The following is a 26,948-nucleotide window of genomic DNA, read 5'->3' on the forward strand; positions in this document are numbered from 1 at the left end:
GGTGTTTTGGTAAAACCCGAACCAATGTGGGAGCGAGCCTGCTCGCGAAGAGGCCGGCGTTAACACCGTAAATCCACCGGCTTAACGCCCACCCCCCAAATCAACAAACGTCCCGGTCGCATACGAAGCCTTGTCCGACAGCAACCAGACAATCGCTTCCGCCACTTCATCCGGCCGCCCGCCCCGGGCCATGGGAATCGCCGATTCGAGCTTGCTGACCCGATCCGGGTCGCCGCTCAGGGCATGGAAGTCGGTGTAGATGTAGCCCGGACGCACGGCATTGACGCGAATGCCCTCACCCGCCACTTCTTTCGACAGACCGATGGTGAAGGTGTCGAGCGCGCCTTTGGATGCGGCGTAATCAACGTACTCGTTTGGCGAACCGAGGCGTGCCGCGACCGAGGAGACGTTGACGATGCTGCCGCCCTGCCCGCCGTGTTTGGGCGACATGCGCAGGATCGCGTGCTTGGCGCAGAGGATCGGCGCCAGCACGTTGGTTTTCATGATTTTGAGGATGCGGAATTCGGACATTTCATCGACCCGCGACTTCTGCCCGACGGTGCCCGCGTTGTTGACCAGCGCGGTAACCCGGCCCAGTTCGGCGTCGACGCGCTGAAACATCGCGATCACTTCGTCTTCGATGCTGACATCGGCGCGGACCGCGATGGCCTGGGCGCCCAAGGCGCGAACCTGCTCTAGTACGTTGTGTGCGGCCTGTTCATCCGACTGATAGTTGATGCAGATCCGGTAGCCCTGTTCGGCTGCCAGCAATGCCGTAGCCGCGCCGATTCCGCGCCCGCCACCGGTGATGACAATGACTTTATCCATGCTGGCCTTCCCCCACGTGCACACGTAACAGTCGGGGGAAGAATAACTGCGATTGGCGGGTTTTGCATGTGGCGCCTATTCGGGCGCCTTCGCGAGCAAGCTCGCTCCCACAGGGTCTCTCAGACCACCGCCAGCCGTTGCCCGCGCACGATGTCCTGCATGAAGCGCTCCGCCGGCATCGGGTGGCCAAGCAGATAGCCCTGCAGCGAATCACAGCCCAGTTTGGTGAGGAAATCCTGTTGCGCGCCGGTCTCGACACCCTCGGCGACAATCCGCAGATCCAAGGCCTGCCCCAGCGCAACAATCGCCGAGACGATCGCCGCATCATCGCTGTCGTGCTCCAGATCACGGACGAAACCGCGGTCGATCTTCAATTCATTGGCCGGCAGGCGCTTGAGGTACATCAGGCTGGAATAACCGGTGCCGAAGTCGTCGATCGACAGGTCGACGCCCATGTCCGACAGCTCTTGCAGGACGGTCATGCTCGCGTCAGCGTCGCTCATGGCCGTGGTTTCGGTGATTTCCAGGGTCAGGCTGTTGGCCGGCAAGTGGTGGGTCGCCAGCGCCTTGGCCACGCTTTGCACCAGCCCGGCATGGCAGAACTGCAAGGCCGAGAGGTTCACGGCGATACGCCAGTCGGTGTAACCGAGCACGTACCATTCGCGCATCTGCCGGCAGGCTTCATTAAGCACCCATTCGCCCATCGGAATGATCAGCCCGGTTTTCTCCGCCAGATCGATGAATTTATCCGGCATCAGCATGCCATGCAGCGGATGCTTCCAACGCAGCAGCGCTTCGGCACCGACGGGGCGACCGTTGGCGGCGTCGAATTTGGGTTGGTAATGCAGGCAGAACTGGTTGTGCTCGATGGCCGCGCGCAGGTCCTGCAACAGTTGCAGTTGTTTGCGCGCGTTGGTGTTCATCGACGCATCGAAGAAGCTGTAGCCGTTTTTGCCGCCGCCCTTGGCGTGGTACATCGCGGCGTCGGCGTTCATCAGCAGTTCCTGGGCGTTGGCGCCGTTGCCCGGATACAGGGCAATGCCGACGCTGGCGGAAATCTGCAGATCATGCTCGGCGACGCGGAACGTGCGACCGATCAGGCCGACCTGACGCGCAGCCAGGCTCAAGGCGTCATTGGGCTCGCTCAAGCGCACCAGCAAAACGAATTCGTCGCCACCGATCCGCGCCAACGTGTCCTGGCTGCGCAGGTCTTCACGCAGACGCGCGCCGACCTCGCGCAGCAATTGGTCACCCATGTGATGGCCGAATGCGTCGTTGACCGGTTTGAAGCCGTCGAGGTCGATGAACATCAAGGCGAAGCAGCCGCCCTGCTCTTCAACTTTTCTGATTGCCTGATTGATGCGGTCGTCGAGCAACATGCGATTGGGCAGGCTGGTCAGCGGATCGTGCAAGGCCAATTGGGTGAGTTCGCGATTGGCCACCGTCAGCGAGTGCGCCAGATCAGCGGTGCGCGCTTCGAGGCGGGCATCGAGAATCGAGGTCAACAGGGCAATCGACAGCACCGCCAGCGTGGTGACCACGACCAGACTGTCGAGGCCATTGCCCTTCAAGCCATTGAGTGTCGCGCCGCAGAAACTGCCGTCAGGAAATTGCGCAGCAGCCATGCCGGTGTAGTGCATGCCGACAATCGCCACCCCCATGATCACCGCCGCACCGGCACGAATCAGCCGCACATAGGGCGAATGCTGGCGCAGACGAAAGGCAATCCACAATGCCGCTGCCGAGGCGCCGACGGCAATCAGCAGGGAGGCGCTGAACAATGTCGGGTCGTAATCGATGCCCGGGGTCATGCGCAGCGCGGCCATGCCGGTGTAGTGCATGGCGCTGATGCCCGCTCCCATGATCAACGCACCGAAGGCCAGTTGCGCCAGTGGCAGTTTCGGTTGGCTGACCAGCCACAACGCAAAACCGCAGGACAGCACCGCGATCAGCAGCGACAGCGCAGTCAGGGTGAAGTCATAGCCCAGGTCGATCGGCAATTTGAAGGCGAGCATGCCGATGAAATGCATCGACCAGACGCCAACGCCCATCGCCAACGCTCCGCCCGCCGTCCAGAAATGCACGGCCCGGCCTTTCGCCGTGGCGATGCGCCCAGTCAGGTCGAGCGCCGTGTAGGAAGCCAGAATGGCCACGCACAACGAGATGAAAACCAAAGTGAAGGAATAGCTGCCGATGAGCATGAACGTTCTCGTGACAAGCCGAAACCGTACTGCTTCCATTCTCGGTCGGGCAAATGCGGCGATTGTACTGATTGCGCGGAAGAACGCACTGACAAAGTAACCAAATTGCCATCAAGCCGATGAAACGCTTGTTCGATCGTCCTACAAGGCTCTGCGGTGGGCTTTAACCTAAGCTGGACTGGCTGATGAAGATCGTTCCCACGCTCTGCGTGGGAATGCAGCCGGGGACGCTCCGCGTCCCTTTCAAAGCTGAACGCGGAGCGTCCGGTGAGGCATTCCCACGCAGAGCGTGGGAATGATCATCGGGTGTTGTCGCTGACGTCCAGTTGGCCGTCCCAGCCGCCGCCCAGTGCGGCGATCAGTTGTACGCTGGCGATCAGTCGGCTCTGCAGAATATTCAGCACACTGCGTTCGTTACTCAGCGCCGTGGCCTGCACCACTACCACGTCGATATAAGCAATCAGCCCGGCCTTGTACTGGTTTTCCGTCAGGCGCAGGGAATCGCGGGCAGCATCCAGCGCTTCCTGGCGCACTGCTGCTTCGTCTTCATACACCTTGAGCTGGACCAGGTAGTTTTCCACTTCGCGGAAGCCGTCGAGCACGGTCTGGCGGTAGCGGGCGACGGTTTCGTCGTAGGCGGCTTCGCTGCGGTCGACCTCGGCCGAACGAATGCCGCCGTCGAACAGCGGCAGAGAAAGCTGCGGGCCGACCGACCAGAAACGGTTCGGCAGGCTGATCAGGTTTTTCGAGGTACTGCTGCTGTAGCCGCCGCTCAGGCTCAGGGTCAGGTCCGGGTAATACGCGGCTTTCGCCACGCCGATGTTGGCATTGGCGGCAATCACCGAGCGTTCGGCCGAAGCGATGTCAGGACGGCGTTCCAGCAATTGTGAAGGCAAGCTCAGCGGTACCTGCGGCAGATTCGGGATGCTCTGGCTTTCGGCAATGCTGAAGTTGGCCGGCGCTTCGCCGGTCAGTACGGCGATGGCGTTTTCAAACTGTGCACGCTGCCAGATCAGGTCGACCAGATCGGCCTGGGTGCTTTTCAACTGGGTTTGCGCCTGCGCCACCGCATCACGCCCGGAAACCCCGGCGCGGTACTGGTTCTGGGTCATTTTCAGCGAACGCTCATAAGCGGAAACCGTGGCCTCGAGCAGACGCTTCTGCTGATCGATGACGCGCAGTTGCAGGTAGTTCTGCACCAGCTCCGATTGCTGACTCAGACGCATCGCTGCCAGATCGGCAAAGCTCGCCTGGGCGTTGGCCTCGTCGGCCTCCAGGCCACGGCGCAGTTTGCCCCAGACATCGGCTTCCCAACTGACGCCCAGTTGCGCGTTGTAGGTGTCGCGGATGCCGCTTGAGGAACTGCTCAGGCTCGAACTGCTGCTACCGGTGCCCTGACTCGAGCGGGTCTTGCCCAGACTCAGGTCGACGCTGGGGTAAAACGCCCCACGCGCGCTGCGCACCAAAGCCTGCGCCTGACGAAACTGCGCTTCAGACTGGGCGACGGTCTGGTTGGAGCTGTTGAGTTTTTCGATCAAGGCGTTGAGCTGTTGGTCGCCGTACAACTCCCACCAGGCGCCACGGGCCAGCGAGTCGCTTGGGTTGGCCTGACGCCAGCCTTCGGCTTCCTTGAACTGAGCGATTTCGGCAGTTTGCGGGCGCTGGTAGTCCGGGCCGACTGCGCAAGCGCTGAGCAGCGCCACGCACAGTGACAGGCTCAACAGGCGCGAGCCGCGAACGGTGGCCAATTGGAGAAGCGAACGGTCAGTCATAGCGGAGTTTCCAGAGCGGCGTCAGTGCGCACGCCACGCCATTTGTTGAAGCGATGGCGCAGCTTGTCGAGATAGAGGTAAACCACCGGGGTGGTGTAAAGGGTCAGGACCTGGCTGAACACCAGGCCGCCAATGATGGTCAGTCCCAGCGGCTGGCGCATTTCCGCACCCTCGGCACGGCCGAGCAGCAACGGCAAGGCGCCGAGGATCGCGGCCAGCGTGGTCATCAGAATCGGTCGCAGGCGTTGCAGACAGGCGCTGCGGATCGACTCCAGCGGCGACAGGCCCTGATGACGCTCCAATTGCAGCGCCAGATCGATCATCAGAATGGCGTTCTTTTTCACCACGCCGATCAGCAGGAATATCCCCAGCAGGGAAATCAGGCTGAACTCGCCGCCCAATGCATAGATCGACAGCAACGCGCCAACCCCGGCCGAGGGCAAGGTTGAAAGAATGGTCAGCGGGTGGATGTAGCTTTCATACAGCACGCCGAGCACCAGATACACGGCCAGCAACGCACCGAGGATCATGAACGGCTGGCTCTTCTGCGTCGCGGCGAAGGCGTCAGCGGTGCCGGCCATTTTCGCAATTACATCCTCCGGCAGGCCGACCTTGGCGATCGCCCGTTCAATGGCGGCACTGCCCTGCTCCACGGTCACGCCTTCGGCCATGTCAAAGGAAATGCTTTCGGACGCGAACTGGCCTTCATGACTGACCCGGTCGTTTTCCAGGCTGTTTTCGTAATGGGCGAACGTCGACAGCGGCACCCGCGCACCGTCAGCGGTGATCACTTCGACCTGCTTGAGCGTCACCGGATCCTGGGCGTATTTCGGATTGACCTCCATCACCACCTGATACTGGTTGAGGCTGTCGTAGATCGTCGAAATCTGCCGCTGGCTGTAGGCGTTATTGAGCACCGCGGTGACCATGTTCATGTCGACGCCCAAGCGCTTGGCCTGATCCCGGTCGACGATCAGTGTCACCTGCTGTGCCCCGGCACCTTCGCGGGCATCGATGGCGGTCAGCTCGGGCAAGGCACGCAACGCGGTGACCACTTTCGGGAACCACTTGCGCAGCTCGGCGAGGTCGCCGCTCTGCAGAATGTAGGTGTATTGCGAACTGGTCTGCTCGCGGCCGCCGCCAAATTGCAGGTCCTGATCGGCCATCAGCATCAACTGCGCCCCGGGCACCTTGGGCATTTCCTTGCGCAGGCGTTCGATGACCTTCTGCGCTGAAAGCTGGCGCTCCTTGATCGGCTTCAGGCGCACGATCATGAAGGCGTTGTTGGTGCCGTTGTTGCCGCCGATGAACCCGGCCACGCTTTCCACCGCTTCATCCTTGAGTACGGCGCGGCGGAAGGTTTCCATTTTTGGCTGCATGACGTTGAAGGACAGACCATCGTCGCCACGCACGAAACCGATCAACTGGCCGGTGTCCTGCTGCGGCAGGAAGGTTTTCGGCACCACCACATAAAGCGCAATGTTGACGCCAACGGTGAGCAGCAGACTGAACAAGGTCAGACGGCGATGACGCAATACCCAGTCGAGGCTGGTGGCGTATTTGCCGACCATCCAGTCGTTGGTCTTGTGGCTCCAGCGTTGCAGACGGTTTTCCTGGCCCGGGGTGTGCGGCTTGAGCCAGCGCGCGCAGAGCATCGGTGTCAGCGTCAGGGACACCACCAGCGACACCACGATTGCCGCCGCCAGGGTGATGGAAAATTCGCGGAACAGGCTTTCGACCAACCCGCCCATGAACAGGATCGACAGGAACACCGCCACCAGCGAGACGTTCATCGACAGCAGGGTAAAGCCGACTTCCTTGGCGCCGAGGTACGCGGCCTGCATCGGCTTGACGCCTTCGTCGATGTGCCGGGAAATGTTTTCCAGCACCACGATGGCGTCGTCCACCACCAGACCTGTGGCGAGAATCAGCGCCATCAGCGACAGGTTGTTCAGCGAGAACCCGTAGAGGTACATCACCGCAAAGGTACCGACCAGCGACACCGGCACCGCCAGGGTCGGGATCAGCGAGGCGCGGAAGTTACCCAGAAACAGGTACACCACCAGCACCACCAGGGCGACGGCGATCAGCAAGGTCATCTCGGCTTCATGCAGCGTAGCCTTGATCACTGGCGAGCGATCCATGGCCAGATTGAGTTTGACGCTGGCCGGCAGCACCGCTTGCAGCGCGGGCAACTGTGCCTTGATCTCGTTGACCGTTTCGATGATGTTGGCGCCGGCCTGACGGTTGATCACCAGCAATACCGCCGCATCGTCGTTGAAGAAACCGCTGTTGTAACGGTCTTCGACGCCATCGCTGACTTTCGCCACATCCTTGAGACGCAATGCGGCGCCGTCGGCGTAGTGAATGATCAGCGACTCGTAATCCTTGGCTTTCTCCAACTGGTCGTTGGCCTGGATCTGCCACAAGCGCTCGCCGTCCTCGACCGAACCCTTGGGCCGCCGTACGTTAGCGTCGGCAATGGTCTTGCGCACATCGTCGAGGGCCACGCCGTACTGGTTCAGCGCCTGCGGTTCGAGCTCGATGCGCACCGCCGGCAGCGAACTGCCACCGATCTGCACTTCACCGACGCCCTGCACTTGCGACAGGCTTTGCGAGAGGATGGTCGAGGCCAAGTCGTAGATCTGGCCTTTTTCCAGCACATCCGAAGTCAGCGACAGCACCATGATCGGCGCCTGCGACGGGTTGACCTTTTTATAGGTCGGCATGCTGCGCATCCCGCTCGGCAGCAGATTGCGCGAGGCGTTGATCGCCGCCTGCACTTCCCGCGCCGCGCCATTGATGTCGCGGTCGAGGTCAAACTGCAGAATCACCCGCGTCGAACCCTGACTGGAGCGGCTGCTCATGGTATTGACGCCGGCAATCGCACCGAACGAACGCTCCAGCGGCGTCGCCACCGTTGAAGCCATCACCTCGGGACTGGCGCCCGGCAGACTGGCCTGAACCACGATCACCGGGAAATCCATCTGCGGCAGCGGCGATACCGGCAACAGACCGAAACTGACCCCGCCGAGCAACATGATTGCCAGGGAGAGCAGCATGGTTGCCACGGGGCGTTTGATGAAGGGACCTGAAAGATTCATGCGCTCCAGCCCCTACCGCCGAACCCTGTGGGAGCGAGCTTGCTCGCGAATGCGGTATTACATTCAACATTGAAAGTGACTGACCCACCGCTTTCGCGAGCAAGCTCGCTCCCACAAGGGATATGTGCTGATTGCGGGGTCATACCGCGACCTCGTCACCTTCGGCTTTGGCTTTGCCAAAGCGCCTTCCGAGGCGGTCGAAGTACAGGTAAATCACCGGCGTGGTGAAAAGCGTCAACACCTGGCTCACCAGCAAACCGCCGACCATCACCAGACCCAACGGCTGACGCAGTTCCGCGCCAGACCCCGTGGCCAGCATCAGCGGCACTGCGCCGAACAACGCCGCCAGCGTGGTCATCAGAATCGGCCGGAAGCGCAGCAGCGCCGCTTGATAGATCGCCTCCGCCGGGGCCATGCCCTGGGTGCGTTCAGCGTCGAGGGCGAAGTCGATCATCATGATCGCGTTCTTCTTGACGATACCGATCAGCAGGATGATGCCGATGATCGCGATCATGCCCAGGTCGTTGCCACTGAGCAGCAACGCCAGCAAGGCACCGACCGCTGCCGACGGCAAGGTCGAAAGAATGGTGATCGGGTGGATGTAGCTCTCGTAGAGCACGCCGAGGACGATGTACATGGTCACCACCGCCGCCAGAATCAGCAGCAAGGTGCTCGACAGCGAAGCCTGGAACGCCTGCGCCGCGCCTTGGAACTGAGTCTGCACGCCGACCGGCATGCCGATTTCCTGCTGCACTTGCTCGATGATGTCCACGGCATGCCCCAACGCCACGCCCGGCGCGAGGTTGAACGACATCATCACTGCCGGAAACTGGCCGATGTGGGTGATCGCCAATTGCGCCTGACGCTCTTCGACATGCGCCAGACTCGACAGACGCACCTGCGCGCCGTCGGTGGTCTTGACGTGAATCTGATCCAGCGCCTGCGGGCCGATCTTCTCCCCGGCCTGGGCTTGCAGCACCACGCGGTACTGGCTGGCCTGGGTGTAAATGGTCGAAATCTGCCGCTGGCCGAACGCGTCGTACAGCGCATCGGTGATATTCACCACCGACACGCCAAGGCGCGATGCGGCGTCGCGGTCGATCACCAAATAGACCTGCAAGCCTTTGTCCTGCAAATCACTGGCCACGTCGGTCAACTCCGGACGCTGCGCCAGGGCTTCGACCAGACGGCCGCTCCACTGGCTGAGCAATTCCGAGTCCGGCGAAGACATGCTGAACTGATACTGCGTGCGGCTGACCCGATCCTCGATGGTCAGATCCTGCACCGGCTGCATGAACAAACGAATGCCGACCAGTTTGTCCAGTTGTGGTTGCAGGCGCGAAATTACTTCACTGGCGGTCAGATCGCGCTCGTCGTGGGGCTTGAGGTTGATCAGCAAGCGGCCGCTGTTGAGCGTGGCGTTGTCGCCGTCGACGCCAATGTAGGACGACAGGCTCTGCACCGCCGGATCTTCGAGAATGATCTTCGCCAGTTGCTGCTGCCGTTCGCCCATCGCCGCGAAGGAAATCGACTGCGGCGCTTCGGAAATACCCTGAATCACGCCGGTGTCCTGCACCGGAAAGAAACCCTTCGGCACGATCACGTACAGGAACACGGTCAACGCCAGTGTGCCGATGGCGACCAGCAAGGTCAGCGGCTGATGCTTGAGCACCCAGCGCAGCATCCGCCCGTATTCGTTGATCATCCAGTCGATGAACGCACCGCTGGCGCGGTAGAAACGGCCTTGCTCGTGCTCCTGCGGTTCACGCTTGAGCAGGCGCGCGCACATCATCGGCGTCAGGGTCAGCGACACCACCAGGGAAATCAGGATTGCGACCGCCAGGGTGATGGCGAACTCGCGGAACAGGCGCCCTACCACGTCGGCCATGAACAGCAGCGGAATCAGTACGGCGATCAGCGACAAGGTCAGGGAAATCAGGGTGAAGCCGATCTGTTTCGCGCCCTTGAGCGCGGCCTGCATCGGGCTGTCGCCCTCTTCGATGAAGCGTGAAATGTTCTCGAGCATGACGATGGCATCGTCGACCACGAAGCCAGTGGCGATGGTCAGCGCCATCAACGTCAGGTTGTTCACCGAGAAACCGGCGAGGTACATCACGCCAAAGGTGCCGATTAGCGACAGCGGCACGGCCACCGAGGGAATGATCGTCGCACTGGCGCGGCGCAGAAACAGGAACGTGACCATGACCACCAGCGCGATGGCGATTAGCAGTTCGTGTTGCACGTCGGTGACCGAGGCACGGATGGTCTGGGTGCGATCCGTCAGCACCGTGACGTCGAGGCCGGCCGGCAGGTTGTCGGTGATGCTCGGCAGCAAGGCCTTGATGCGGTCGACCACTTCGATGACGTTGGCGCCCGGCTGACGCTGGATGTTCAGCAGCACCGCCTGATTCTGGTTGGCCCACGCGGCCAGACGCTCGTTCTCGGCGCCATCGACGATTTCCGCGACGTCCTTGAGCCGCAACGGCGCGCCGTTCTTGTAGGTCAGGATCAGATTCGCGTAGTCCTCGGGCGAGGTCAGTTGGTCGTTGGCATCGAGCATCGACACCCGGGTCGGGCCATCGAAGTTGCCTTTCGGCTGGTTGACGTTGGAGGCGCCGATCAGCGTGCGCACGTCCGACAAATTGAGGCTGTTGGCCGCGAGCGCTTCGGGGTTGACCTTGATTCGTACCGCCTGACGCTGGCCACCAGCGATGCTGACCATGCCGACGCCGCTGATCTGGGCGATTTTCTGCGCCATGCGCGTATCGACCAAGTCATTGAGCTTGGGCAGCAGCATGGTTTTCGAAGTGATGGCCAGGGTCAGCACCGGGGTGTCCGCCGGGTTGACCTTGTTGTACACCGGCGGCGCCGGCAGGTCGGTCGGCAGCAGGTTGGTCGCGGCATTGATCGCGGCCTGCACCTGCTGCTCGGCGACGTCCATGTTGATGTCGAGGCTGAAACGCAGGGTCAGCACCGAAGCGCCGCCGGAGCTGGTCGAAGCCATTTGCGTCAGGCCCGGCATCTGCCCGAACTGGCGTTCAAGCGGCGCGGTGACGGCGCTGGTCATCACGTCCGGACTGGCGCCGGGGTACAGGGTCATGACGCGGATGGTCGGGTAATCGACCTGCGGCAAGGCCGAAACCGGCAGCAGGCGATAAGCGATCAGGCCGGCCAGGACAATGGCCAGCATGCTCAGTGTGGTGGCTACCGGACGGAGGATGAACAGCCGCGAAATGTTCATGCGCCCTTCTTGGCCTTTTCAGCGGTGGTCGCATCGGTATTGGCGGCGGATTTGCCTTGCAGGTGTTCGGTCGGCGAGGTCGGTACTTCGCTGCTGTCATTGACCACTTCGACTTCGCTGCCCTCCTTCAGGCGATCGGTGCCTTCAAGCACAACGCGATCGCCCGCGGCGAGGCCTTCGGTGACCACGGTGTTGTCACCGTCGCTGGCACCGATTTTTAGCTGGCGAATGGTGACTTTCCTGTCGCCGTCCAGCGCATAGACGAAGGTGCCGTTGGTACCGAACTGGATCGCTGCCGACGGCGCCAGCACTACACCTTTCAGCGTGTCTGCCAGTAAATGGACGTTGACGAACTGGTTGGGAAACAGCGACTGGTCGCGGTTATCGTAACGGGCCTTGAATTTCAAAGTGCCCGTAGCGACGTCAATCTGGTTGTCGAGGCTTTGCAGCACGCCGGTGGCTTGCAGCTTGGTGTCGCCGCGATCCCACGCTTCGGCAGGCAACTTGGCGCCGCTGCGGTAACGGGCCAGCACGGTGTCGAGGCTGTTCTCCGGCAAGGTGAAGGCCACGCTGATCGGTTGCGTCTGGGTGATCACCGCGAGGAACGTGGTGTCGTTGGCGGCGACGAGATTGCCGACGTCGACCTGACGCAGACCGACGCGGCCGGCAATCGGCGCGCGGATCTTGGTGAATTCGAGATTGAGCTTGGCATCGTTGACCGCGGCCTGATTGGTCTTGACCGTGCCCAGATACTGGCCAACCAGCGCTTCGGCGGTGTCGAGGGTCTGTTTGGCGATGCTGTCTTCTTTATACAGACCGCGGTAGCGCTCGACGTCGACCTGGGCGTTTTTCAGTTGCGCCTGATTCTGCAGCAACGTGCCTTCGGCCTGGAGCAGAGCATTCTGGTAAGGACGCGGATCGATCTCGGCCAGCAGGTCGCCCGCCTTGACCATCTGCCCTTCTTCGAAATGAATCTTCACCAGTTCGCCGCCCACCCGGCTGCGCACGTTGATGGTATTGAGCGCGGTGACCGTGCCCAGTGCCTTGTAATACAGCGGGAAGTCGCCCTTCACCGCCGGCGCCACACGCACCGGAATCGGCCCGGTACCGCCGCCGAAGCCCGGCCGCATCATTCCCGAGCGCCCGGTATGGCCGGCGGCCGCTTTGTCGCCGCCCGCCTTGTCAGCAGAGCCGGTGGGCCAGAATTTCCAGCACAGGACAGCGATGACCAACAGGACCAGCAGGCTGATCAGCCAGCGACGGGATTTGCGGGGGGACGATTGCATGGAGTTATTGACCATTGGGCGCTTGGGCTTCTATTACGGGAGGCTGAACGATAAGCACTGAGTGGATTTAAGCAAAGCAGCTTTACCGGCAATTTACCTTCCACTTACGTTTCAAGGTGTGAGGCAAAACCCTGATACACAAATGAAAACGGCCTGGACAGGGCCAGGCCGTTAACAATTGTAAAAGCCTTACTTGAGAACGGACAGTGCCGCTTCGTAGTTAGGCTCTTCGGCGATTTCCTTGACCAGTTCGCTGTGCAGGACGGTGTCATTTTCGTCCAGCACCACAACCGCGCGAGCGGTCAGGCCTTTCAGCGGGCCGTCAGCAATGGCCACGCCGTAGTTTTCGATGAACTCGCTGCCCCGCAGGGTCGACAGGTTCTGTACGTTTTCCAGGCCTTCGGCGCCGCAGAAGCGCGCCTGGGCGAACGGCAGGTCAGCGGAGATGCACAGCACCACGGTGTTGCTGATGTCGTTGGCCTGGGCGTTGAACTTGCGCACGGAGGTGGCGCAGGTCGGGGTGTCGACGCTTGGGAAAATGTTCAGGACTTTGCGCTTGCCGGCGAAGTCTTTCAGGGTGACGTCGGACAGATTGCCGGCTACCAGGGAAAAGGCTGGCGCCTTGGAACCGGCTTGTGGCAACTGGCCGTTGACTTGAACCGGATTGCCTTTGAGGGTGACTTGAGCCATGACTTGAGTCCTTCTGTTTTTTGATTGGAAAGCATGCAAGAGGCGGAAGTTAACCACGAAATCGGCTGGCGACCTATGCCCCGTTGGAAATTGTTGGGCGCTCCACGGCGAGATTGTATACAAGTCCTGTGGGAGCGAGCCTGCTCGCGAAATCGGGTATCGATATCAGAAACGTGTGTCAACTGGACTACCGCTTTCGCGAGCAGGCTCGCTTCCACAGAAGTTTGCAGTGCCGCCCCAACCACCTTCGATTAAGCCCGGCTCCGACGATTGGAGGTGTGATATGTGCACCGCGTCCCCCGCACCAACGAATTAATTCCTTCGACTGGCTAACCCCCGATTAGCTGCTAGTTTCAGAAGGACGTGTCCTACAGGCTTGATAAGCAAAGGGATAACGCAGTAGCGGCGCGACAGTGCTCAGTTGTCCGGAAAAACACCATGGAATCGGGAAATGATCTGCAGTCGAGCCGGGAATAGAGGATTTCTGCCGCGGCCGGGTGGCGCGGCGTTCGCCATGCTCAGGCCACGGAGCGGGCGTCTCCTCCTCTTGCTGTGCCTGGGCGTCAGTCCATCGCTGTTCGCCGCAGAAGGTGGCGTCGGCCGGCCGATCACGGGCCAGCAAGTGTTCGCCAATGCTGGCATCGTGCCGCCGGAGCCGGGCTGGGTAATGTCGTTGACCAGCATCTGGTACGACGGCTCGCTCAAGGGCAGCGACGGCGCACCGATTTCCGGCGCGATCAGTGGCGGGATCGACGTGAAAGTCTCCTACACCATGGCCAACTTCACCCATGTCTGGAACACCGGCAAGGGCCGCTGGAATTTCGCTTCGGCAATGGGCCTGCCGGTGCAATACACCGACATCAAGGCGAGCATCACCGGCCCGCGCGGGCGCACTTTGGGTGACAGCGATTCCGGCACCCAGTTTGCCGATGCGCTGATCACCCCGCTCGCCGCCGGTTATCACTTCGACGAACTCAATCATCTCTCGCTGTCGCTACCGATCTACGTGCCGACCGGCGCTTATAACAAGGATCGCCTGGCCAATCCCGGACAGAACAATTACACGTTCATGCCGACCGTGGCCTTTACCCATCTCGACGGCAAGGGCGGCGAGTTCACCTTGTCCAGCGGGCTGGAGTTCTACACCGAGAACGACGCCACCGATTATCGCAACGGCAACATCTTCACCCTCGACGCCCTGTGGACTCACGGCTTGGGCAATGGCTGGAACGCCGGACTTGCCGCCGGCTACGTGCATCAACTGACTGACGACAAAGGCCAGACCGCCGATGTCTTCAATGGCTATCGCGGCCGTTCGGTCGGCGCCGGCCCGGTGGTTGGCTGGGCCGGAAAGTTCGCCGATGCCCAGGCCAATATCAGCGCGCGCTGGGTGCCGGAGTTCGACACCAAGAACCGCCCCGAAGGCAATGGTTTCAGCGTCAATCTGACCCTGGCGTTTTTCTAGACCCGGACACAAAGGACTGCCCATGACAGCGCTCACCGACCTCAACGCCCTGCAAGCCAGCATCGCCGAAGCGGTGCTCGGCCAGGATCAAGTCATCCGGCAGATTCTGCTCGGGCTGTTGGCCAATGGTCATTTGCTCCTGGAGAGCCTGCCCGGGCTGGCCAAGACACGCACGGTCAAGGCACTGGCCAAACACCTTGATGCCAAGATGAGCCGCATCCAGTTCACCCCCGACCTGTTGCCCTCGGACATCACTGGCGCCGAGGTGCTGCACCAGGTCGAGGGCAAAAACGAGATCCGATTCCAGCCAGGCCCGCTGTTCGGCAATCTGATCCTCGCCGACGAAATCAACCGCGCCCCGGCCAAGGTCCAGGCGGCGCTGCTCGAAGCCATGGAGGAGCGCCAGATCACGGTGGCCGGCAACAGCCATGCGCTACCGGAGCTGTTCATCGTGGTGGCGACGCAGAACCCGATCGAGCAGGAAGGTACTTACCCACTGCCGGAAGCGCAGATGGACCGTTTTCTGATGAAGGTGCTGCTCGATTACCCCAGCGCCGAAAACGAAAGCCAGGTGCTGCGCCTGCTGCGCAACGAAGAGTTTGCCCAAGGTGCGAGCACCACGCCGGTGAAGAATTTCACTTTGCCGCAGGAGGTGATTTTTGCTGCGCGCAAGGAAGTCAGCGCGGTGCACGTTTCACCTGCCATCGACACTTACCTGATTGACCTGATCAACGCCACCCGCCACCCCGCCGACTACGACGAAGACCTCGCACGCTGGATCGCCATTGGTGCCAGTCCCCGTGGCGGCATTGGCCTGGACCGCTGCGCCCGTGCCGATGCGTGGCTGCAGGGGCAGGATTTCGTTTCGCCGGACAACGTCCGCGCCGTGGTCCATCCGGTGTTGCGCCATCGTTTGCAGCTGAGTTACGACGCGGTTGCCGATGGCGTCAGCGCCGATCAGGTGCTCGACCGGATTCTCGACAAAGTGGCGATTCCCGCATGAACGACGAAGGTCTGGTCTACGTCTCTCTGGCGCAACTGATGGCGCTGGAGTTCAAGGCCCGTGACCTGAGTTTTCTTGCCCGGCAGCCGCAGGGCAGCATCCTCGCCGGTAACCACGCTTCGCGGCTGCGCGGTCGCGGGCTGAATTTCGACGAGTTGCGCCGCTATCAACCGGGCGATGATCTGCGCCACCTCGACTGGCGCGCTTCGTTGCGCACCGGCAAACCGGTGGTGCGCACTTTCACAGAAGAACGCGACCGCCCGGCCCTGATCGTGGTCGACCAGCGCATGTCGATGTTCTTCGGCTCGCAGCGCAGCTTCAAATCGGCAGTCGCCGCCGAACTCGCCGCGCTGGCGGCGTGGATGGTTTTTCATGCCGGGGATCGGGTTGGCGGTCTGGTCTTCAACGACCAGCGTATCGACAGCATCGCGCCGTTGCGCAGTCGCAAGCGTGTCGAAGCGCTGCTCAGCCGCGTAGTGCAGCAAAACCGCGCGCTGAACGCCGGTAATCCCGACGCCGAAGATGAGGACCAACTGGACAAAGCCTTGCAGCGCTGCCTCGGTGTGGCCGGGCACGACCACTTGATCTGCATCGTCAGCGACTTTGCCGGTGCCGGTGAACGCACCTTGCAATTGATGCGGCAGCTGTCGGCGCACAACGATGTGATTGCCTTGCAGGTCTATGATCCGCTGGCACTGAAACTGCCGAACAACGGTCGCCTGCTGGTCACCCAGGGCGAGTTGCAGGTCGAACTGGCGATCGAGAAACGTAACGTGCAGCAGCCGCTGGGGGATTTTCTCAGCGGGCGGCTCAAGGACGTCGCCACCCTGCTGCGCCGCAGTCAGGTGCCGCTGATGATGATCAGCACCGCCGAGGACGCCCATGGGCAACTGCGCGCCGAAATGGGCAAAAGCGCCGGGGGCGCGCGATGAACCCGAATATTCCCAGCATCGATCAGCTCAAGGAGCTGGCCCTTCCCGCGCCCGTCAGCTATGCGCCGCAAACCTGGGGCTGGTGGCTGTTGCTGACGGTGCTGATATTCGCCGCGCTGTTGCTCGGCCTGCGCAGGTACTGGCAATGGCGCCACGACCGCTATCGCCGTGAAGCCCTTGCCCGACTGGCACAGTTGCGCGGCCGCAGTGACGATCTCAATGCCCTGCGCGAATTGCCTGAGCTGCTCAAACGCACGGCCCTCTCCATGCCCACTCGATCGCGGCGCTGGAATGCATTCCCTGTGGGAGCGAGCCTGCTCGCGAAGACGTCAGCGCATGCAATACCTCGATCCACTGACACGGCGCTTTCGCGAGCAGGCTCGCTCCCACAAGCGCCGGCGGCGCTCGGCAGAGATGACTGGCAGGATTTTCTGCAACGGCACTGCAAAAACAGAATGCCCGCCGACTTCAGCACGCAACTGGCCCAACTCGCCTACGCGCCGGACCCCATATTGCGCGCCCTCCCCGCAGCGCAACGGCAAATGCTCTTCGACAGCTGCCAATACTGGGTGGAGCATCACCATGTGGCAGCTTGATTACCCCTGGTTGTTACTCCTGCTGCCGCTGCCCTGGCTGGCTTACCGCTTTCTGCCCGCCTACAACGAAGCCCGCAGTGCCGTGCGCGTACCGTTTTTCGGCGCGATGAGCCGCGCGGTCGGCGAAGCGCCAGGCACCGCGGGCAGTCGGCGCAATCGCTGGCAACTGCTGCTGAATGTGCTGGTGTGGGCGCTGATCCTGCTGGCCGTGTCACGTCCGGTGTATGTCGAAAAGCCAATCGAACGCCAGCAACCGGTGCGCGACCTGATGCTCGCCATCGACCTGTCGCAGTCGATGGAAACCGAGGATTTCACTAACGCCCAAGGCGAAAAAATCAATCGCCTGGCAGCGGTCAAAGGCGTGGTGCAAGGCTTCATCGACAAACGCAAGGACGACCGCATCGGCCTGATTGTATTTGGCAGCGGTGCCTATCCACAGGCCCCGCTAACCCTCGATCACGCCAGCCTGTCGTTGTTGCTGGCGGATACCGGGATCGGCATGGCCGGCCCCAACACGGCGATCGGTGACGCGATCGGGCTCAGCCTGAAGTTGCTCGACAAGACCCATGAGCAGGAAAAAGTCCTGATTCTGCTGACCGATGGCAACGACACCAGCAGCGCGATCACCCCGGATCATGCCGCCGAAATGGCGGCCAACAAAGGCGTGGTCATTCATACCATCGGCATCGGCGACCCCGACGCTTCCGGCGAAGCGAAGGTCAATCTGCAAGGCCTCGAACAGATCGCCAATACCACCGGCGGCCGCTTCTTCCGCGCCGAAGATCGCGCGGCACTGGATCAGGTCTACACCACCCTCGACCAGCTCACCCCGCATCAGGTGAAAACCCTTAGCCATCAACCGCAGCGAGAACTGTTCTACTGGCCGCTGGGTGCAGCATTGCTGTTGTTGGCGCTGTATCAGCTCGGCGCGTTGTTGCACCCGCGTCTGATGGATGCGCGGCAACGGCAGGAAGCCTGAGATGGAAATCAACCTCAGCGATTTCCACTTTCTGCGCCCGCTGTGGCTGTTGCTTGCGCTGTTCGGCGCAATGCTGCCACTGATCTGGCGTCGCAGCCGCGACCTGCAAAAACGCCTGCGCGGCAATATCGCCGAACACTTGCTGCCGCACTTGTTGATCACCCCGCAGGATCACCAGCGCTGGCGCCCAGTGCACCTGCTCTGTGCGCTGCTGATCCTCGGCGCACTCGCCGCGGCCGGGCCGACGTGGGAACAGGATCGCCCGGACTTTCTCGAGAACCGCGCACCACTGATCGTTGCCGTCGACCTTTCGCCGTCGATGGACGCCAACGACGTGCAGCCGACGCGGCTGGAGGCGGTCAAGCACAAGCTGCATGATCTGCTGCAACGTCGCGCCGCTGCGCGGACCGCACTGATCGCCTATGCCGGCAGCGCGCATCTGGTGTTGCCACCGACCGACGATCCGGCGCTGCTCGACAGTTTCATCCAGGCCCTGGGCACGGGCTTGATCGACAAACCGGGCAAGAACGTCGCCGCCGTGATCGATCAAGCGAAACGCTTGCTCAGCGCCGAGAACACCCCGGGCAGTCTGCTGCTGATGACTGATGGGGCCGATACCACGCAACTCGATGATCTGCAAAAACACCTCGACGGCAGTGCCTTGCAGGTTCTGGTTCTGGCGGTGGGCAGCGAAGACGCGGGCGTCATCACTAACGCCAGCGGCCAACCGAAAATCGACAGTAGCGGGCGACCGGTGCTCGGCAGCTTCGATCAAGCGGCCCTCAAGCAATTGGCCTCGGCCGTCGACGCGCCGCTCGGCAGCCTGACCCTCAATAACGATGACCTGGAGTGGATCGAGTTGCACGCCCGCCAACACTTCCAGAGCGCCAGCGCCGAACAGCGCGAATTGCACTGGAAGGACGCCGGTTACTGGCTCTGCTGGCCATTGCTGTTACTGGCGCTGTTCAGCGTACGCAAAGGCTGGAGCGTCAACTGGATGCCGGCGCTGTTTTTGGCCGTAGGGTTGGGCTGGCCTGCGGCGCCGGCGCAGGCCAACGCCCTCACCGATGCGTTTTTCACCCGCGACCAACAAGGCCGCTGGGCGTTTGAGCATGATCGTTTGCCCGAAGCCGCGGCGCTGTTCGTCGACCCGTACTGGAAAGGCGTCGCGGCCTATCACGCTGCCGATTACGACTTGGCTATGGCGACCTTTGCCCGCCTGGACACGCCGCAGGCGTATTTCTACCTGGGCAACATTTACGTGCGCCGCTTCAAGTTCGATCAGGCGATTGCCGCCTACAGCGAGGCGTTGAAACTGCAGCCGCAATTTCCCGAAGCGAGCGCCAATCTGGCCTTGGCTCAGGCACTGCTCAAGGACACCGAAAGCGCCGAGAAAAACGCTCCGCAAACCAAACCCGATGAAGTCAAATTCGACAAGGAACCCGGTAAAGGTCAGAGCAAAAAGGTCGAGACCCAGCAAGCGGCGTCCGACGCGCTGTGGCTGGAGAACCTGACCACCTCGCCGGCGAAGTTTCTAAGGCAGAAGTTCAGCTTGCAGGATCAGCAGGGAGATCGGCCATGAACCTCCGGCGCCTGAGCGCCGCCATCGCTGGCAAGCCAGCTCCCACAGGGAATTTCTGTGTAGTTGCAAACTTTGTGAAGATTGCTGTGATTTGTGGGAGCTGGCTTGCCAGCGATGGCGGCAGAACAATCAGCGCAAAACTCAGCGCCCTGCTGCTGACCAGCCTGCTCTCTCTGAATGTTTTTGCCGCCCCAGCGCAACTGAAGGTCGAGGCTCACCTCAACCCCAGCGAAGGCGCGATGGTCGGCGGCCTGGTCGAACTGCAACTCGACGTGCTCACCGACACCTGGTTCACCAGCGCCGCCGCCCTGCCCGATCTGCAACTCGACGGTGCGCTGGTAATGCCGCCGAACGGCCAGGCGCAGCATCTGAACCAGACCATCGATGGTCAATCGTTCAATGGCTTGCGCTATAGCTATCTGATCACGCCCAACGTCGCGCGCAGTTTCGATATCCCGGCGCTGACCGTACGCGCCAGACTGGGCCAGGCCACTGAAGAAATCAGCGCACAAAGCCAGCCGCTGAGTTTCAGCGCCGCCCAGCCGCCCGGTTTCGCGCCCGGGGAGACGCCTCTGGTCGCCAGTGGGTTGCGCTTGAAACAGATCGTTACCAATTCGGCCACACCGCTGAAAGTCGGCGACAGCATCACCCGTGAGCTCACCCTGCAAGCTGATGGCGCGCTGGCGATGGCCCTGCCGATTCCGACCTTCAGTGATGTCGACGGCTAGAGTCGCTACGCGAAGACGCCACAAGTCACTGCGCTGGATGATGGTCGCGGCAATATCCTCGGCGGCCAACGTGTCGACAGCGCCAGCTATCGCATCGACAGTGCCGGTACTTACACGCTGCCGGCGATCCGCGTGAAATGGTGGGACGCCTCTGCGAAGCAGATACGTAGCGCTGAGGTGCCGGCCGTGAGCTTCGAGGCCGCGGCCAACAACGCCTATAAACCGGTGTTTTCGCTCGCCGAAGACCTCAGGCAACTGCAACAGAATCACTTGCACTTCTCCAGCCGCTGGCTGCTCTGGCTGGCGCTGGCGCTGGCGGTCGGCCTCGCCGTCGGTGTGTACTTGCTGCGGCCCGTCGCCGTTCGCGCCCATCAACGCTGGCTCGCACATAAACGGGCGAAGCAATTGGCCTGGCAGCATTCGCCCGCTTTCGCCTGGCAACAGATCGACCCGCAACTGCAAGCCAGGCCGGCGCAACTGACCGCGCTGTACCTGTGGCTGCGGCGCAGTCGTCTGGGCTTGAAACTCGCGGGTGCCGGTCCGCGCTTGCAGGGTTTGTTACGCGGGCTTTACGGCCGTCAGTCTGCCGCCGATCAAACACTTGTTCAGCTTCGCCAATCGTTGTCTACGCTTCACAGTCAGGTCGCCCGCCAACAGGCGAAACCCGCACCGGCCCTGCGCCCGCTCAACCCTGTGCATGAGAAGGATTTCACATGATCAACCCGTTGCTGCGTCGCCAACGTTTCGGTCTTGCCCTGCTGTTGGCACTGGTTCTGCCCCTGCTGGCACAGGCGAATGAACCGCTGCCGTCATGGAACGACGGCCCGGCCAAAAAGAGCATTATCGAGTTCGTCCAGGCCGTGACCGACCAGAGCAGCAAGGACTTCGTCAGACCGGCCGATCGCATCGCTGTGTTCGACAATGACGGCACCTTGTGGAGCGAACAACCGGCGTACTTCGAATTGCTGTTTGCCTTCGACGAGGTCAAGCGCACCGCCGCACAACACCCCGAATGGAAAACCACCCAGCCGTTCAAGGCGGTGCTGGAAAATGATCACAAAGCCCTTGCCGCCTCGGGCATGGAGGGTTTGCTGAAGATCGTCGGCGCAACCCACAGCGGCATGACCACCGAAGCCTTCGATGACTACGCGAAAACCTGGTTCAGCCAGGCGCGCCACCCGAAAACCGGCAAGCCCTACACGGAAATGATCTTCCAGCCGATGCTGGAAATGCTCGACTACCTGCGCAGCCAGAACTTCAAGACCTACATCGTTTCCGGCGGCGATACCGGCTTCATGCGCGCCTTTGCCGAGAAGGTCTACGGCATCCCGCCGGAACAGGTGATCGGTACCACGTTCGTCACCTCGTACCAGTTCAAGGACGGCAAAGCGTCGATCGTGCGCACGCCGAAAGTTGCGCACAACGACGACGGCCCGGGCAAACCGGTCAGCATCGATGCGGTCATCGGTCGGCGGCCGATCCTCGCCTTTGGCAACTCCGACGGCGACCTGCAGATGCTGCAGTGGACCGCCGCCGGGCCGGGCAAGCGCCTGATGGGGCTGGTGCACCACACCGATGCCAAGCGCGAGTGGGCTTATGACCGGCAATCGAATATCGGCCGACTCGACAAGGCCCTCGACGAAGCGAATTCCCGTGGCTGGACGGTGGTGGACATGGCGTCGGAATGGCGCCGGATCTATCCGTTCGATCCGCCGGCAACCGAGCAGGTGCAATAAAAAGCGTAATGCAGGAGAGCAGTAAACGTTTGTCGCAAAAAACGACCCCCGTGCAAAAGGAGCAAGTCAGATGACTCGCATACGCAAGTGGCTACCGAAACTCGCCCTGGTGGCAACCTCGGTGATGGCGCTGTCGGCAACCGCCACAGCGGCTGAAAAACCCAACATTCTCGTGATCTTCGGCGACGACATCGGCCAGACCAACATCAGTGCCTATTCCATGGGCGTGGTCGGATACAAGACGCCGAATATCGACCGTATCGCCAAAGAAGGCATGATCTTCACCGATTACTATGCCGAAAACAGTTGCACGGCCGGACGCTCGTCGTTCATCACCGGGCAGACGCCATTGCGGACCGGCTTGTCCAAGGTCGGCATGCCCGGGGTACCGGTGGGCTTGCAGCCACGCGATGTGACCATTGCCCAAGCGCTGAAAGCCCAGGGCTATGCCACGGGTCAATTCGGCAAGAACCACTTGGGCGACAAAGACGAATATCTGCCGACCAATCATGGTTTCGACGAGTTCTTCGGCAACCTGTATCACCTCAACGCCGAAGAGGAACCGGAGCGTCCGTACTGGCCCAAGGATGATGCCGAGTTCGTCAAGGCCGCCTCGCCTCGTGGCGTGATCCACAGTTTTGCCGACGGCAAGATTGAAGACACCGGCGCGCTGACCAAGAAACGCATGGAGACCATCGACGACGAAACCACTGCGGCAGCGCAAGCGTTCATCGAGAAACAGGCCAAGGCGGACAAGCCGTTCTTTGTCTGGATGAACACCACACGCATGCATGCCTTCACTCACGTGCGCGAATCCATGCAAGGCCAAAGCGGCATGGTCGGCAACGAATATGCCGATGGCATGCTCGAGCATGACGGCGACGTCGGCAAGCTGCTCAAGACACTGGATGACTTGAAGCTGACCGAGAACACCATCGTCGTCTACACCACCGACAACGGCCCGAACCAATGGTCGTGGCCCGACGCTGCAACGACGCCGTTCCGCAACGAGAAAAACTCGAACTGGGAAGGCGCGTACCGTGTACCGGCGATGATTCGCTGGCCGGGCAAAGTCAAGGCAGGCGAAGTCTCCACGCAGATGTTCTCCGGTCTGGACTGGTTCCCGACACTGTTGGCCGCCGTGGGCGACACCGACATCAAGGACCGCTTGCTCAAGGGCGCCGACATCGGCGGCAAGAACTTCAAAGTGCACCTGGACGGCTATAACCAACTGGACTACCTGACGGGTAAAACCGACAAGAGCGCGCGCAAGGAGTTCTACTACTTCAACGATGACGGTGCGTTGGTCAGCATGCGTTTCAACGATTGGAAACTGGTGTTCTGTGAGCAGCGCGCGCCGGGCGGACTGCAGGTGTGGAGCGAACCGTTCACCTGCCTGCGTGTGCCGAAAATGTTCAACCTGCGCATGGACCCGTACGAACGCGCCGATGTCGTGTCCGACCAGTACTATGACTGGCTGACGAAAAACGACTATCTGATTTTCGACGGTACCCGCCGCGCGGCGAAGTTTCTGCAGACCTTCGTCGACTATCCACCTAGCCAGCGTCCGGCGAGCTTCAGCATCGACCAGATCCGCGAGGACGTGGATCGCCGTATCGAAGAAAAAATGAAGAAAGCCCAGTAATAGCGCTGTACCGCCGCTCGCCTTCATCGGCGGGCGGCCCTGTTTTGAACAAGCGACCGGGTCGGTTTCGTTCGCGAGCAGGCTCGCTCCCACAAGGTTTTCTGCGATCGTTCCCACGCTCTGCGTGGTAACGCAGCCCGGGACGCTCTGCGTCCAATGCCGAAGCGGACGCGGAGCGTCCAGTGAGGCATTCCCACGCAGAGCGTGGGAACGATCAACATCAGCCAATCCATAACAAGGCTCACCGCATGTCCTCACGTATCGCCAGCAAGCCGTCGGCCATACCCGTTCCGCAAGCCGCGTCCACCACCTCAATGATCCCTGCCCTGCTGCTATGCATCTCCGGCGCGGCAGCGTTGATCTATCAGGTCTTGTGGATCAAACAGCTGTCGCTGGTAGTCGGCGTCGAGGTCTACGCAATCACCACCGGCATCAGCGCGTTTTTCGCCGGGCTCGCGCTCGGCGGCTGGCTGTTCGGGCGCTGGGCCGATCGCTTGCAACAGCCGGTTCTGCTCTACGCCGGGCTGGAAGTACTGGTGGCGATACTCGGCGTTGGCGCGACAGTGGCAATGAGTCTGGCGGCCGGTGCGTTTGCCTGGTTGCAAGGTCATGTCGGCGTGCTCGCGTGGTTGCTGCCGTTTGCGCTGGTAGGCATTCCGGCGGTCTTGATGGGCGGGACGCTGCCGGTGTTGGTGCGCTCACTGGCGGCTGAGCCGGGCAAGGCCGGCGGTCAGTTGTATGCGGCGAATACGCTGGGCGCGATCGTTGGCACTTTGCTCGCTGCGTTCGTACTGATCGCCAGCCTCGGCGTGCGCGGCAGTGCGCTGTTCGCCGCGATGCTCAACCTGCTCGCCGCGGCCGGTGCGCTGTGGTTGCAGCGCCAGCAGCCAGTGGCGCTGGCCGCGCCGGTCAAACACGGCAACGCCAAAGCACCCGACCGAACTGCGCTGTGGCTCTACGCAGTCGCCGGGGGCGTGGCGTTGGGCTATGAGGTGGTCTGGTCACAATCGATCGTGCAATTCATGAGCACGCGCACCTACGCGTTCGCCGTGGTGCTGGCGACTTACCTGACCGGGCTGTTTATCGGCAGCGCCCTGCTCGCCCGTCGCGTCGAGCGCATTCGCGACCCATGGGGCGTATTCGGCTTGTTGATTGCCGGTGCAGGCCTGCTTGCGCTGCTGGAGATCGCCGTGCTCGGCCGCTGGCTGGTGCTCGCGCAGAGCCATGCGGAAACCTGGCTGCTGAGTCTGGGCGCCAGCGAGCTGGCCGGTATGAGCGCGCGCTTTGCCGTGGCGGCGCTGAGCATCGTGTTTGTGCCGACCCTGCTGCTCGGCGCGGCGTTTCCTCTGGCGTTGCGCCTGAGTGTCGGCAGCGAACGTGTGGGCCGCGATGTCGGCGCCGTTGTCGCGTTCAACACCCTGGGCGGGATCATCGGTGTGATGCTTTGCGGCTTCGTATTGATTCCCTTGCTGGGCCTTGTGCGCACCCTCGGCCTACTGGCGCTCGTCGCAGCGACAATCGGTTATCTGGCGGTGCGCAAGGGCCATGGCGTGGCGAAAGGTCGGCGCCAGGCCGTGGTCGCACTAGGTCTGGTTTGCGTTGCAGTGGCGGTACTGACACCCGTCGACAAACTGGCCAGCCTGTTGCCCAGCGCACGCAACGGCACGCTGGCCTTCTACGAGGAAGGACGCGGCGGCACGGTCGCGGTGGTCACTCAGGGACGTGGCGAAAATACCTTCCACCGTTTGTACATCCAGGGCGTGTCGAACACCGGCGATGCCATGCCGTCGCTGCGCTACATGCGCATTCAGGCGCTGCTGCCGCTGCTGATCCACAACGGTGAACCGCGCTCGACCCTGGTGATCGGCTTCGGCACCGGCATCACCGCAGGCGCCATGCTGCGCTATCCGGGTCTGGAACATCGCGTGGTTGCCGAGTTGCTGCCATCGGTGGTGAAAGCAGCGCCGTTGTTCAAGGGCAACTTCAATGCCGCCAGCGATCCCGGCGTCGACGTACGCCTGCGCGACGGTCGCCAGGAACTGCTGCGCAGTGCACAGACCTACGACGTGATCACCCTGGAACCGCCACCGCCCTCCGCCGCCGGCGTGGTCAATCTGTATTCGCGGGACTTCTACCAGCTGGCCGCCAGTCGCTTGCAGGACCAGGGCATCGTTGCGCAGTGGCTGCCGCTGCCGACGCAGAATATCGACGACTCGCGCTCACTGGTGCGCAGCTTCCTCGACGTGTTCCCGCATGCCTCGCTATGGACCAGCGAGTTCCACGAAATGCTGCTGGTTGGCTCAATGAAACCGATGCAACTGGACGCCGCGAAAATCACCGCGCGCTTCCAACAGGACAGCGTACGCAACACCTTGCAGGACGTCGGCATCGGCTCGGCGGCGGCGCTGCTGGCCACCTGGGTCACCGATCGCACCGGCCTGGAGCGCTTCGCCGCCGATGCACCGGCAGTGACTGATGATCAGCCGCGCATCGAATACGCGCCGTGGGTACGCAGCAAGGAAATCACCCGCGTGCTACCGGCGCTGCTTGACTTGTATCAGCCACCTACACTGGTCAATGCCGATGCCGGGTTCAGTGAACGCATGGAAACGCATCGGCAGCGGTTGATGCAGTTTTATCGGGCAAGCCTGCACGCCTACGACGGCGATCGGGACGCCTGGGGGCGGGATATCCGGGAAGTGATGCAAGGGGATCGGGCGAACCCATATTTTCGCTGGTTTGTCGGGCAGTAACGCGGGGGCTGACAGAATGCCTTCGCGAGCAGGCTCGCTCACACAAAAGCAAAGCAGCGCAGCTGCCGCGGCGAAGCCGCCCCACTCAACAATGAGCGTTAGCTCGAGTGCTCTTGATCTTGATCCACCGGCGACGTCGGAAGGCTGAGCGGAGGGATTGATCCGGGGGTGGGAGCGTAGCGACCGTTCGACGCAGTCGAACACAGCGGAAGGAGGTGCAGCGAAGCAAACCGGAGCCGCTGCGCCCGGATCGATCCCGCAGCGAAGGAACCCGAGCCTGCGAGGGCCGAACGTAGGAGCAAGCCTTTTTGGGTACTTTTTCGGCGTTTGGAAAAAGTGCCTCGCCGTAAGGGCGAAACCGTAATCAGCAACACCCGCAGCAACGGATATGTACCCAAAAAACCAGC

The 26,948-nt window shown here is 61.8% G+C and carries 16 protein-coding genes and 1 pseudogene; 10 read left to right on the forward strand and 7 right to left on the reverse strand.

What is annotated here, in order from left to right; translation table 11 throughout:
- Positions 1 to 81: 81 nt before the first annotated feature.
- The 7 genes from OK411_RS15525 to tpx all read right to left on the reverse strand — a co-directional run bounded on the left by OK411_RS15525 (position 82) and on the right by tpx (position 13,122).
- Complete coding sequence (locus tag OK411_RS15525) at positions 82 to 828, reverse strand: SDR family oxidoreductase (protein ID WP_123442552.1); 747 nt, start codon at positions 826 to 828, stop codon at positions 82 to 84.
- A gap of 119 nt (positions 829 to 947) precedes the next feature.
- Positions 948 to 3,029: a putative bifunctional diguanylate cyclase/phosphodiesterase gene (locus OK411_RS15530; protein ID WP_024012869.1), complete on the reverse strand. Its 2,082-nt coding sequence runs from the start codon at positions 3,027 to 3,029 to the stop codon at positions 948 to 950.
- Positions 3,030 to 3,328: 299 nt separating this feature from the next.
- Positions 3,329 to 4,801 carry an efflux transporter outer membrane subunit gene (locus OK411_RS15535; RefSeq protein WP_136493407.1) on the reverse strand — a complete coding sequence of 491 codons (1,473 nt, stop codon included), beginning with the start codon at positions 4,799 to 4,801 and terminating at the stop codon, positions 3,329 to 3,331.
- Entirely contained in the window at positions 4,798 to 7,905 is a 3,108-nt protein-coding gene (locus OK411_RS15540; RefSeq protein ID WP_264365306.1) for an efflux RND transporter permease subunit, read from the reverse strand. Before OK411_RS15540 ends, OK411_RS15535 begins: the two co-directional genes overlap by 4 nt.
- Before the next feature lie 139 nt (positions 7,906 to 8,044).
- On the reverse strand, positions 8,045 to 11,146 hold the full coding sequence (locus OK411_RS15545) for an MdtB/MuxB family multidrug efflux RND transporter permease subunit (protein ID WP_264365307.1): 3,102 nt from the start codon (positions 11,144 to 11,146) through the stop codon (positions 8,045 to 8,047).
- Positions 11,143 to 12,447, reverse strand: coding sequence for an MdtA/MuxA family multidrug efflux RND transporter periplasmic adaptor subunit (locus OK411_RS15550; RefSeq protein WP_217878213.1), 1,305 nt, complete (start codon positions 12,445 to 12,447; stop codon positions 11,143 to 11,145). The genes OK411_RS15545 and OK411_RS15550 overlap by 4 nt, the downstream gene beginning before the upstream one ends.
- 174 nt (positions 12,448 to 12,621) lie before the next feature.
- Positions 12,622 to 13,122, reverse strand: a complete 501-nt coding sequence (gene tpx, locus OK411_RS15555; RefSeq protein ID WP_016774621.1) for a thiol peroxidase — start codon at positions 13,120 to 13,122, stop codon at positions 12,622 to 12,624.
- A 514-nt stretch (positions 13,123 to 13,636) separates the two neighbouring features.
- Between tpx and OK411_RS15560 the strand changes: the two genes are divergently transcribed.
- From OK411_RS15560 to OK411_RS15605, 10 genes and pseudogenes are all read left to right on the forward strand, one after another.
- Positions 13,637 to 14,587: a transporter gene (locus OK411_RS15560; RefSeq protein WP_264365308.1), complete on the forward strand. Its 951-nt coding sequence runs from the start codon at positions 13,637 to 13,639 to the stop codon at positions 14,585 to 14,587.
- A 22-nt stretch (positions 14,588 to 14,609) separates the two neighbouring features.
- Positions 14,610 to 15,590, forward strand: coding sequence for an AAA family ATPase (locus OK411_RS15565; protein ID WP_016774619.1), 981 nt, complete (start codon positions 14,610 to 14,612; stop codon positions 15,588 to 15,590).
- Positions 15,587 to 16,522 (forward strand): DUF58 domain-containing protein, encoded by a 936-nt coding sequence (locus OK411_RS15570; RefSeq protein WP_264365309.1) that lies wholly within the window; start codon positions 15,587 to 15,589, stop codon positions 16,520 to 16,522. The genes OK411_RS15565 and OK411_RS15570 overlap by 4 nt, the downstream gene beginning before the upstream one ends.
- The gene (locus OK411_RS15575) at positions 16,519 to 17,118 is read left to right on the forward strand and encodes a DUF4381 domain-containing protein (protein ID WP_264365310.1); all 600 of its coding nucleotides are present in this window, start codon (positions 16,519 to 16,521) and stop codon (positions 17,116 to 17,118) included. The genes OK411_RS15570 and OK411_RS15575 overlap by 4 nt, the downstream gene beginning before the upstream one ends.
- The gene (locus OK411_RS15580; RefSeq protein ID WP_264365311.1) at positions 17,105 to 18,097 is read left to right on the forward strand and encodes a vWA domain-containing protein; all 993 of its coding nucleotides are present in this window, start codon (positions 17,105 to 17,107) and stop codon (positions 18,095 to 18,097) included. Before OK411_RS15575 ends, OK411_RS15580 begins: the two co-directional genes overlap by 14 nt.
- Before the next feature lies 1 nt (position 18,098).
- A complete protein-coding gene (locus tag OK411_RS15585; protein WP_264365312.1) occupies positions 18,099 to 19,679 on the forward strand; it encodes a VWA domain-containing protein in 1,581 nt (526 codons plus the stop codon).
- Positions 19,676 to 21,124: pseudogene (locus OK411_RS15590) on the forward strand (hypothetical protein). Before OK411_RS15585 ends, OK411_RS15590 begins: the two are co-directional and overlap by 4 nt.
- Positions 21,121 to 22,143, forward strand: a complete 1,023-nt coding sequence (locus OK411_RS15595) for an HAD family hydrolase (protein WP_264365313.1) — start codon at positions 21,121 to 21,123, stop codon at positions 22,141 to 22,143. The pseudogene OK411_RS15590 and the gene OK411_RS15595 overlap by 4 nt, the downstream one beginning before the upstream one ends.
- Before the next feature lie 70 nt (positions 22,144 to 22,213).
- Complete coding sequence (locus OK411_RS15600) at positions 22,214 to 23,788, forward strand: arylsulfatase (protein ID WP_016774612.1); 1,575 nt, start codon at positions 22,214 to 22,216, stop codon at positions 23,786 to 23,788.
- Positions 23,789 to 24,036: 248 nt separating this feature from the next.
- Positions 24,037 to 26,541: a fused MFS/spermidine synthase gene (locus OK411_RS15605; RefSeq protein WP_264365314.1), complete on the forward strand. Its 2,505-nt coding sequence runs from the start codon at positions 24,037 to 24,039 to the stop codon at positions 26,539 to 26,541.
- Positions 26,542 to 26,948 lie beyond the last annotated feature (407 nt).

The organism is Pseudomonas sp. RG1, from assembly GCF_025910115.1.
In the GTDB taxonomy this organism is placed as follows: Bacteria; Pseudomonadota; Gammaproteobacteria; order Pseudomonadales; family Pseudomonadaceae; genus Aquipseudomonas; species Aquipseudomonas atacamensis.

Excerpts from the sequence above, each read along its gene's own strand:
- OK411_RS15525 (WP_123442552.1), bottom strand. The coding sequence starts at position 828 with ATGGATAAAGTCATTGTCATCACCGGTGGCGGGCGCGGAATCGGCGCG.
- OK411_RS15530 (WP_024012869.1), bottom strand. The coding sequence starts at position 3,029 with ATGCTCATCGGCAGCTATTCCTTCACTTTGGTTTTCATCTCGTTGTGC.
- OK411_RS15535 (WP_136493407.1), bottom strand. The coding sequence starts at position 4,801 with ATGACTGACCGTTCGCTTCTCCAATTGGCCACCGTTCGCGGCTCGCGC.
- OK411_RS15540 (WP_264365306.1), bottom strand. The coding sequence starts at position 7,905 with ATGAATCTTTCAGGTCCCTTCATCAAACGCCCCGTGGCAACCATGCTG.
- OK411_RS15545 (WP_264365307.1), bottom strand. The coding sequence starts at position 11,146 with ATGAACATTTCGCGGCTGTTCATCCTCCGTCCGGTAGCCACCACACTG.
- OK411_RS15550 (WP_217878213.1), bottom strand. The coding sequence starts at position 12,447 with ATGGTCAATAACTCCATGCAATCGTCCCCCCGCAAATCCCGTCGCTGG.
- tpx (WP_016774621.1), bottom strand. The coding sequence starts at position 13,122 with ATGGCTCAAGTCACCCTCAAAGGCAATCCGGTTCAAGTCAACGGCCAG.
- OK411_RS15560 (WP_264365308.1), top strand. The coding sequence starts at position 13,637 with ATGCTCAGGCCACGGAGCGGGCGTCTCCTCCTCTTGCTGTGCCTGGGC.
- OK411_RS15565 (WP_016774619.1), top strand. The coding sequence starts at position 14,610 with ATGACAGCGCTCACCGACCTCAACGCCCTGCAAGCCAGCATCGCCGAA.
- OK411_RS15570 (WP_264365309.1), top strand. The coding sequence starts at position 15,587 with ATGAACGACGAAGGTCTGGTCTACGTCTCTCTGGCGCAACTGATGGCG.
- OK411_RS15575 (WP_264365310.1), top strand. The coding sequence starts at position 16,519 with ATGAACCCGAATATTCCCAGCATCGATCAGCTCAAGGAGCTGGCCCTT.
- OK411_RS15580 (WP_264365311.1), top strand. The coding sequence starts at position 17,105 with ATGTGGCAGCTTGATTACCCCTGGTTGTTACTCCTGCTGCCGCTGCCC.
- OK411_RS15585 (WP_264365312.1), top strand. The coding sequence starts at position 18,099 with ATGGAAATCAACCTCAGCGATTTCCACTTTCTGCGCCCGCTGTGGCTG.
- OK411_RS15595 (WP_264365313.1), top strand. The coding sequence starts at position 21,121 with ATGATCAACCCGTTGCTGCGTCGCCAACGTTTCGGTCTTGCCCTGCTG.
- OK411_RS15600 (WP_016774612.1), top strand. The coding sequence starts at position 22,214 with ATGACTCGCATACGCAAGTGGCTACCGAAACTCGCCCTGGTGGCAACC.
- OK411_RS15605 (WP_264365314.1), top strand. The coding sequence starts at position 24,037 with ATGTCCTCACGTATCGCCAGCAAGCCGTCGGCCATACCCGTTCCGCAA.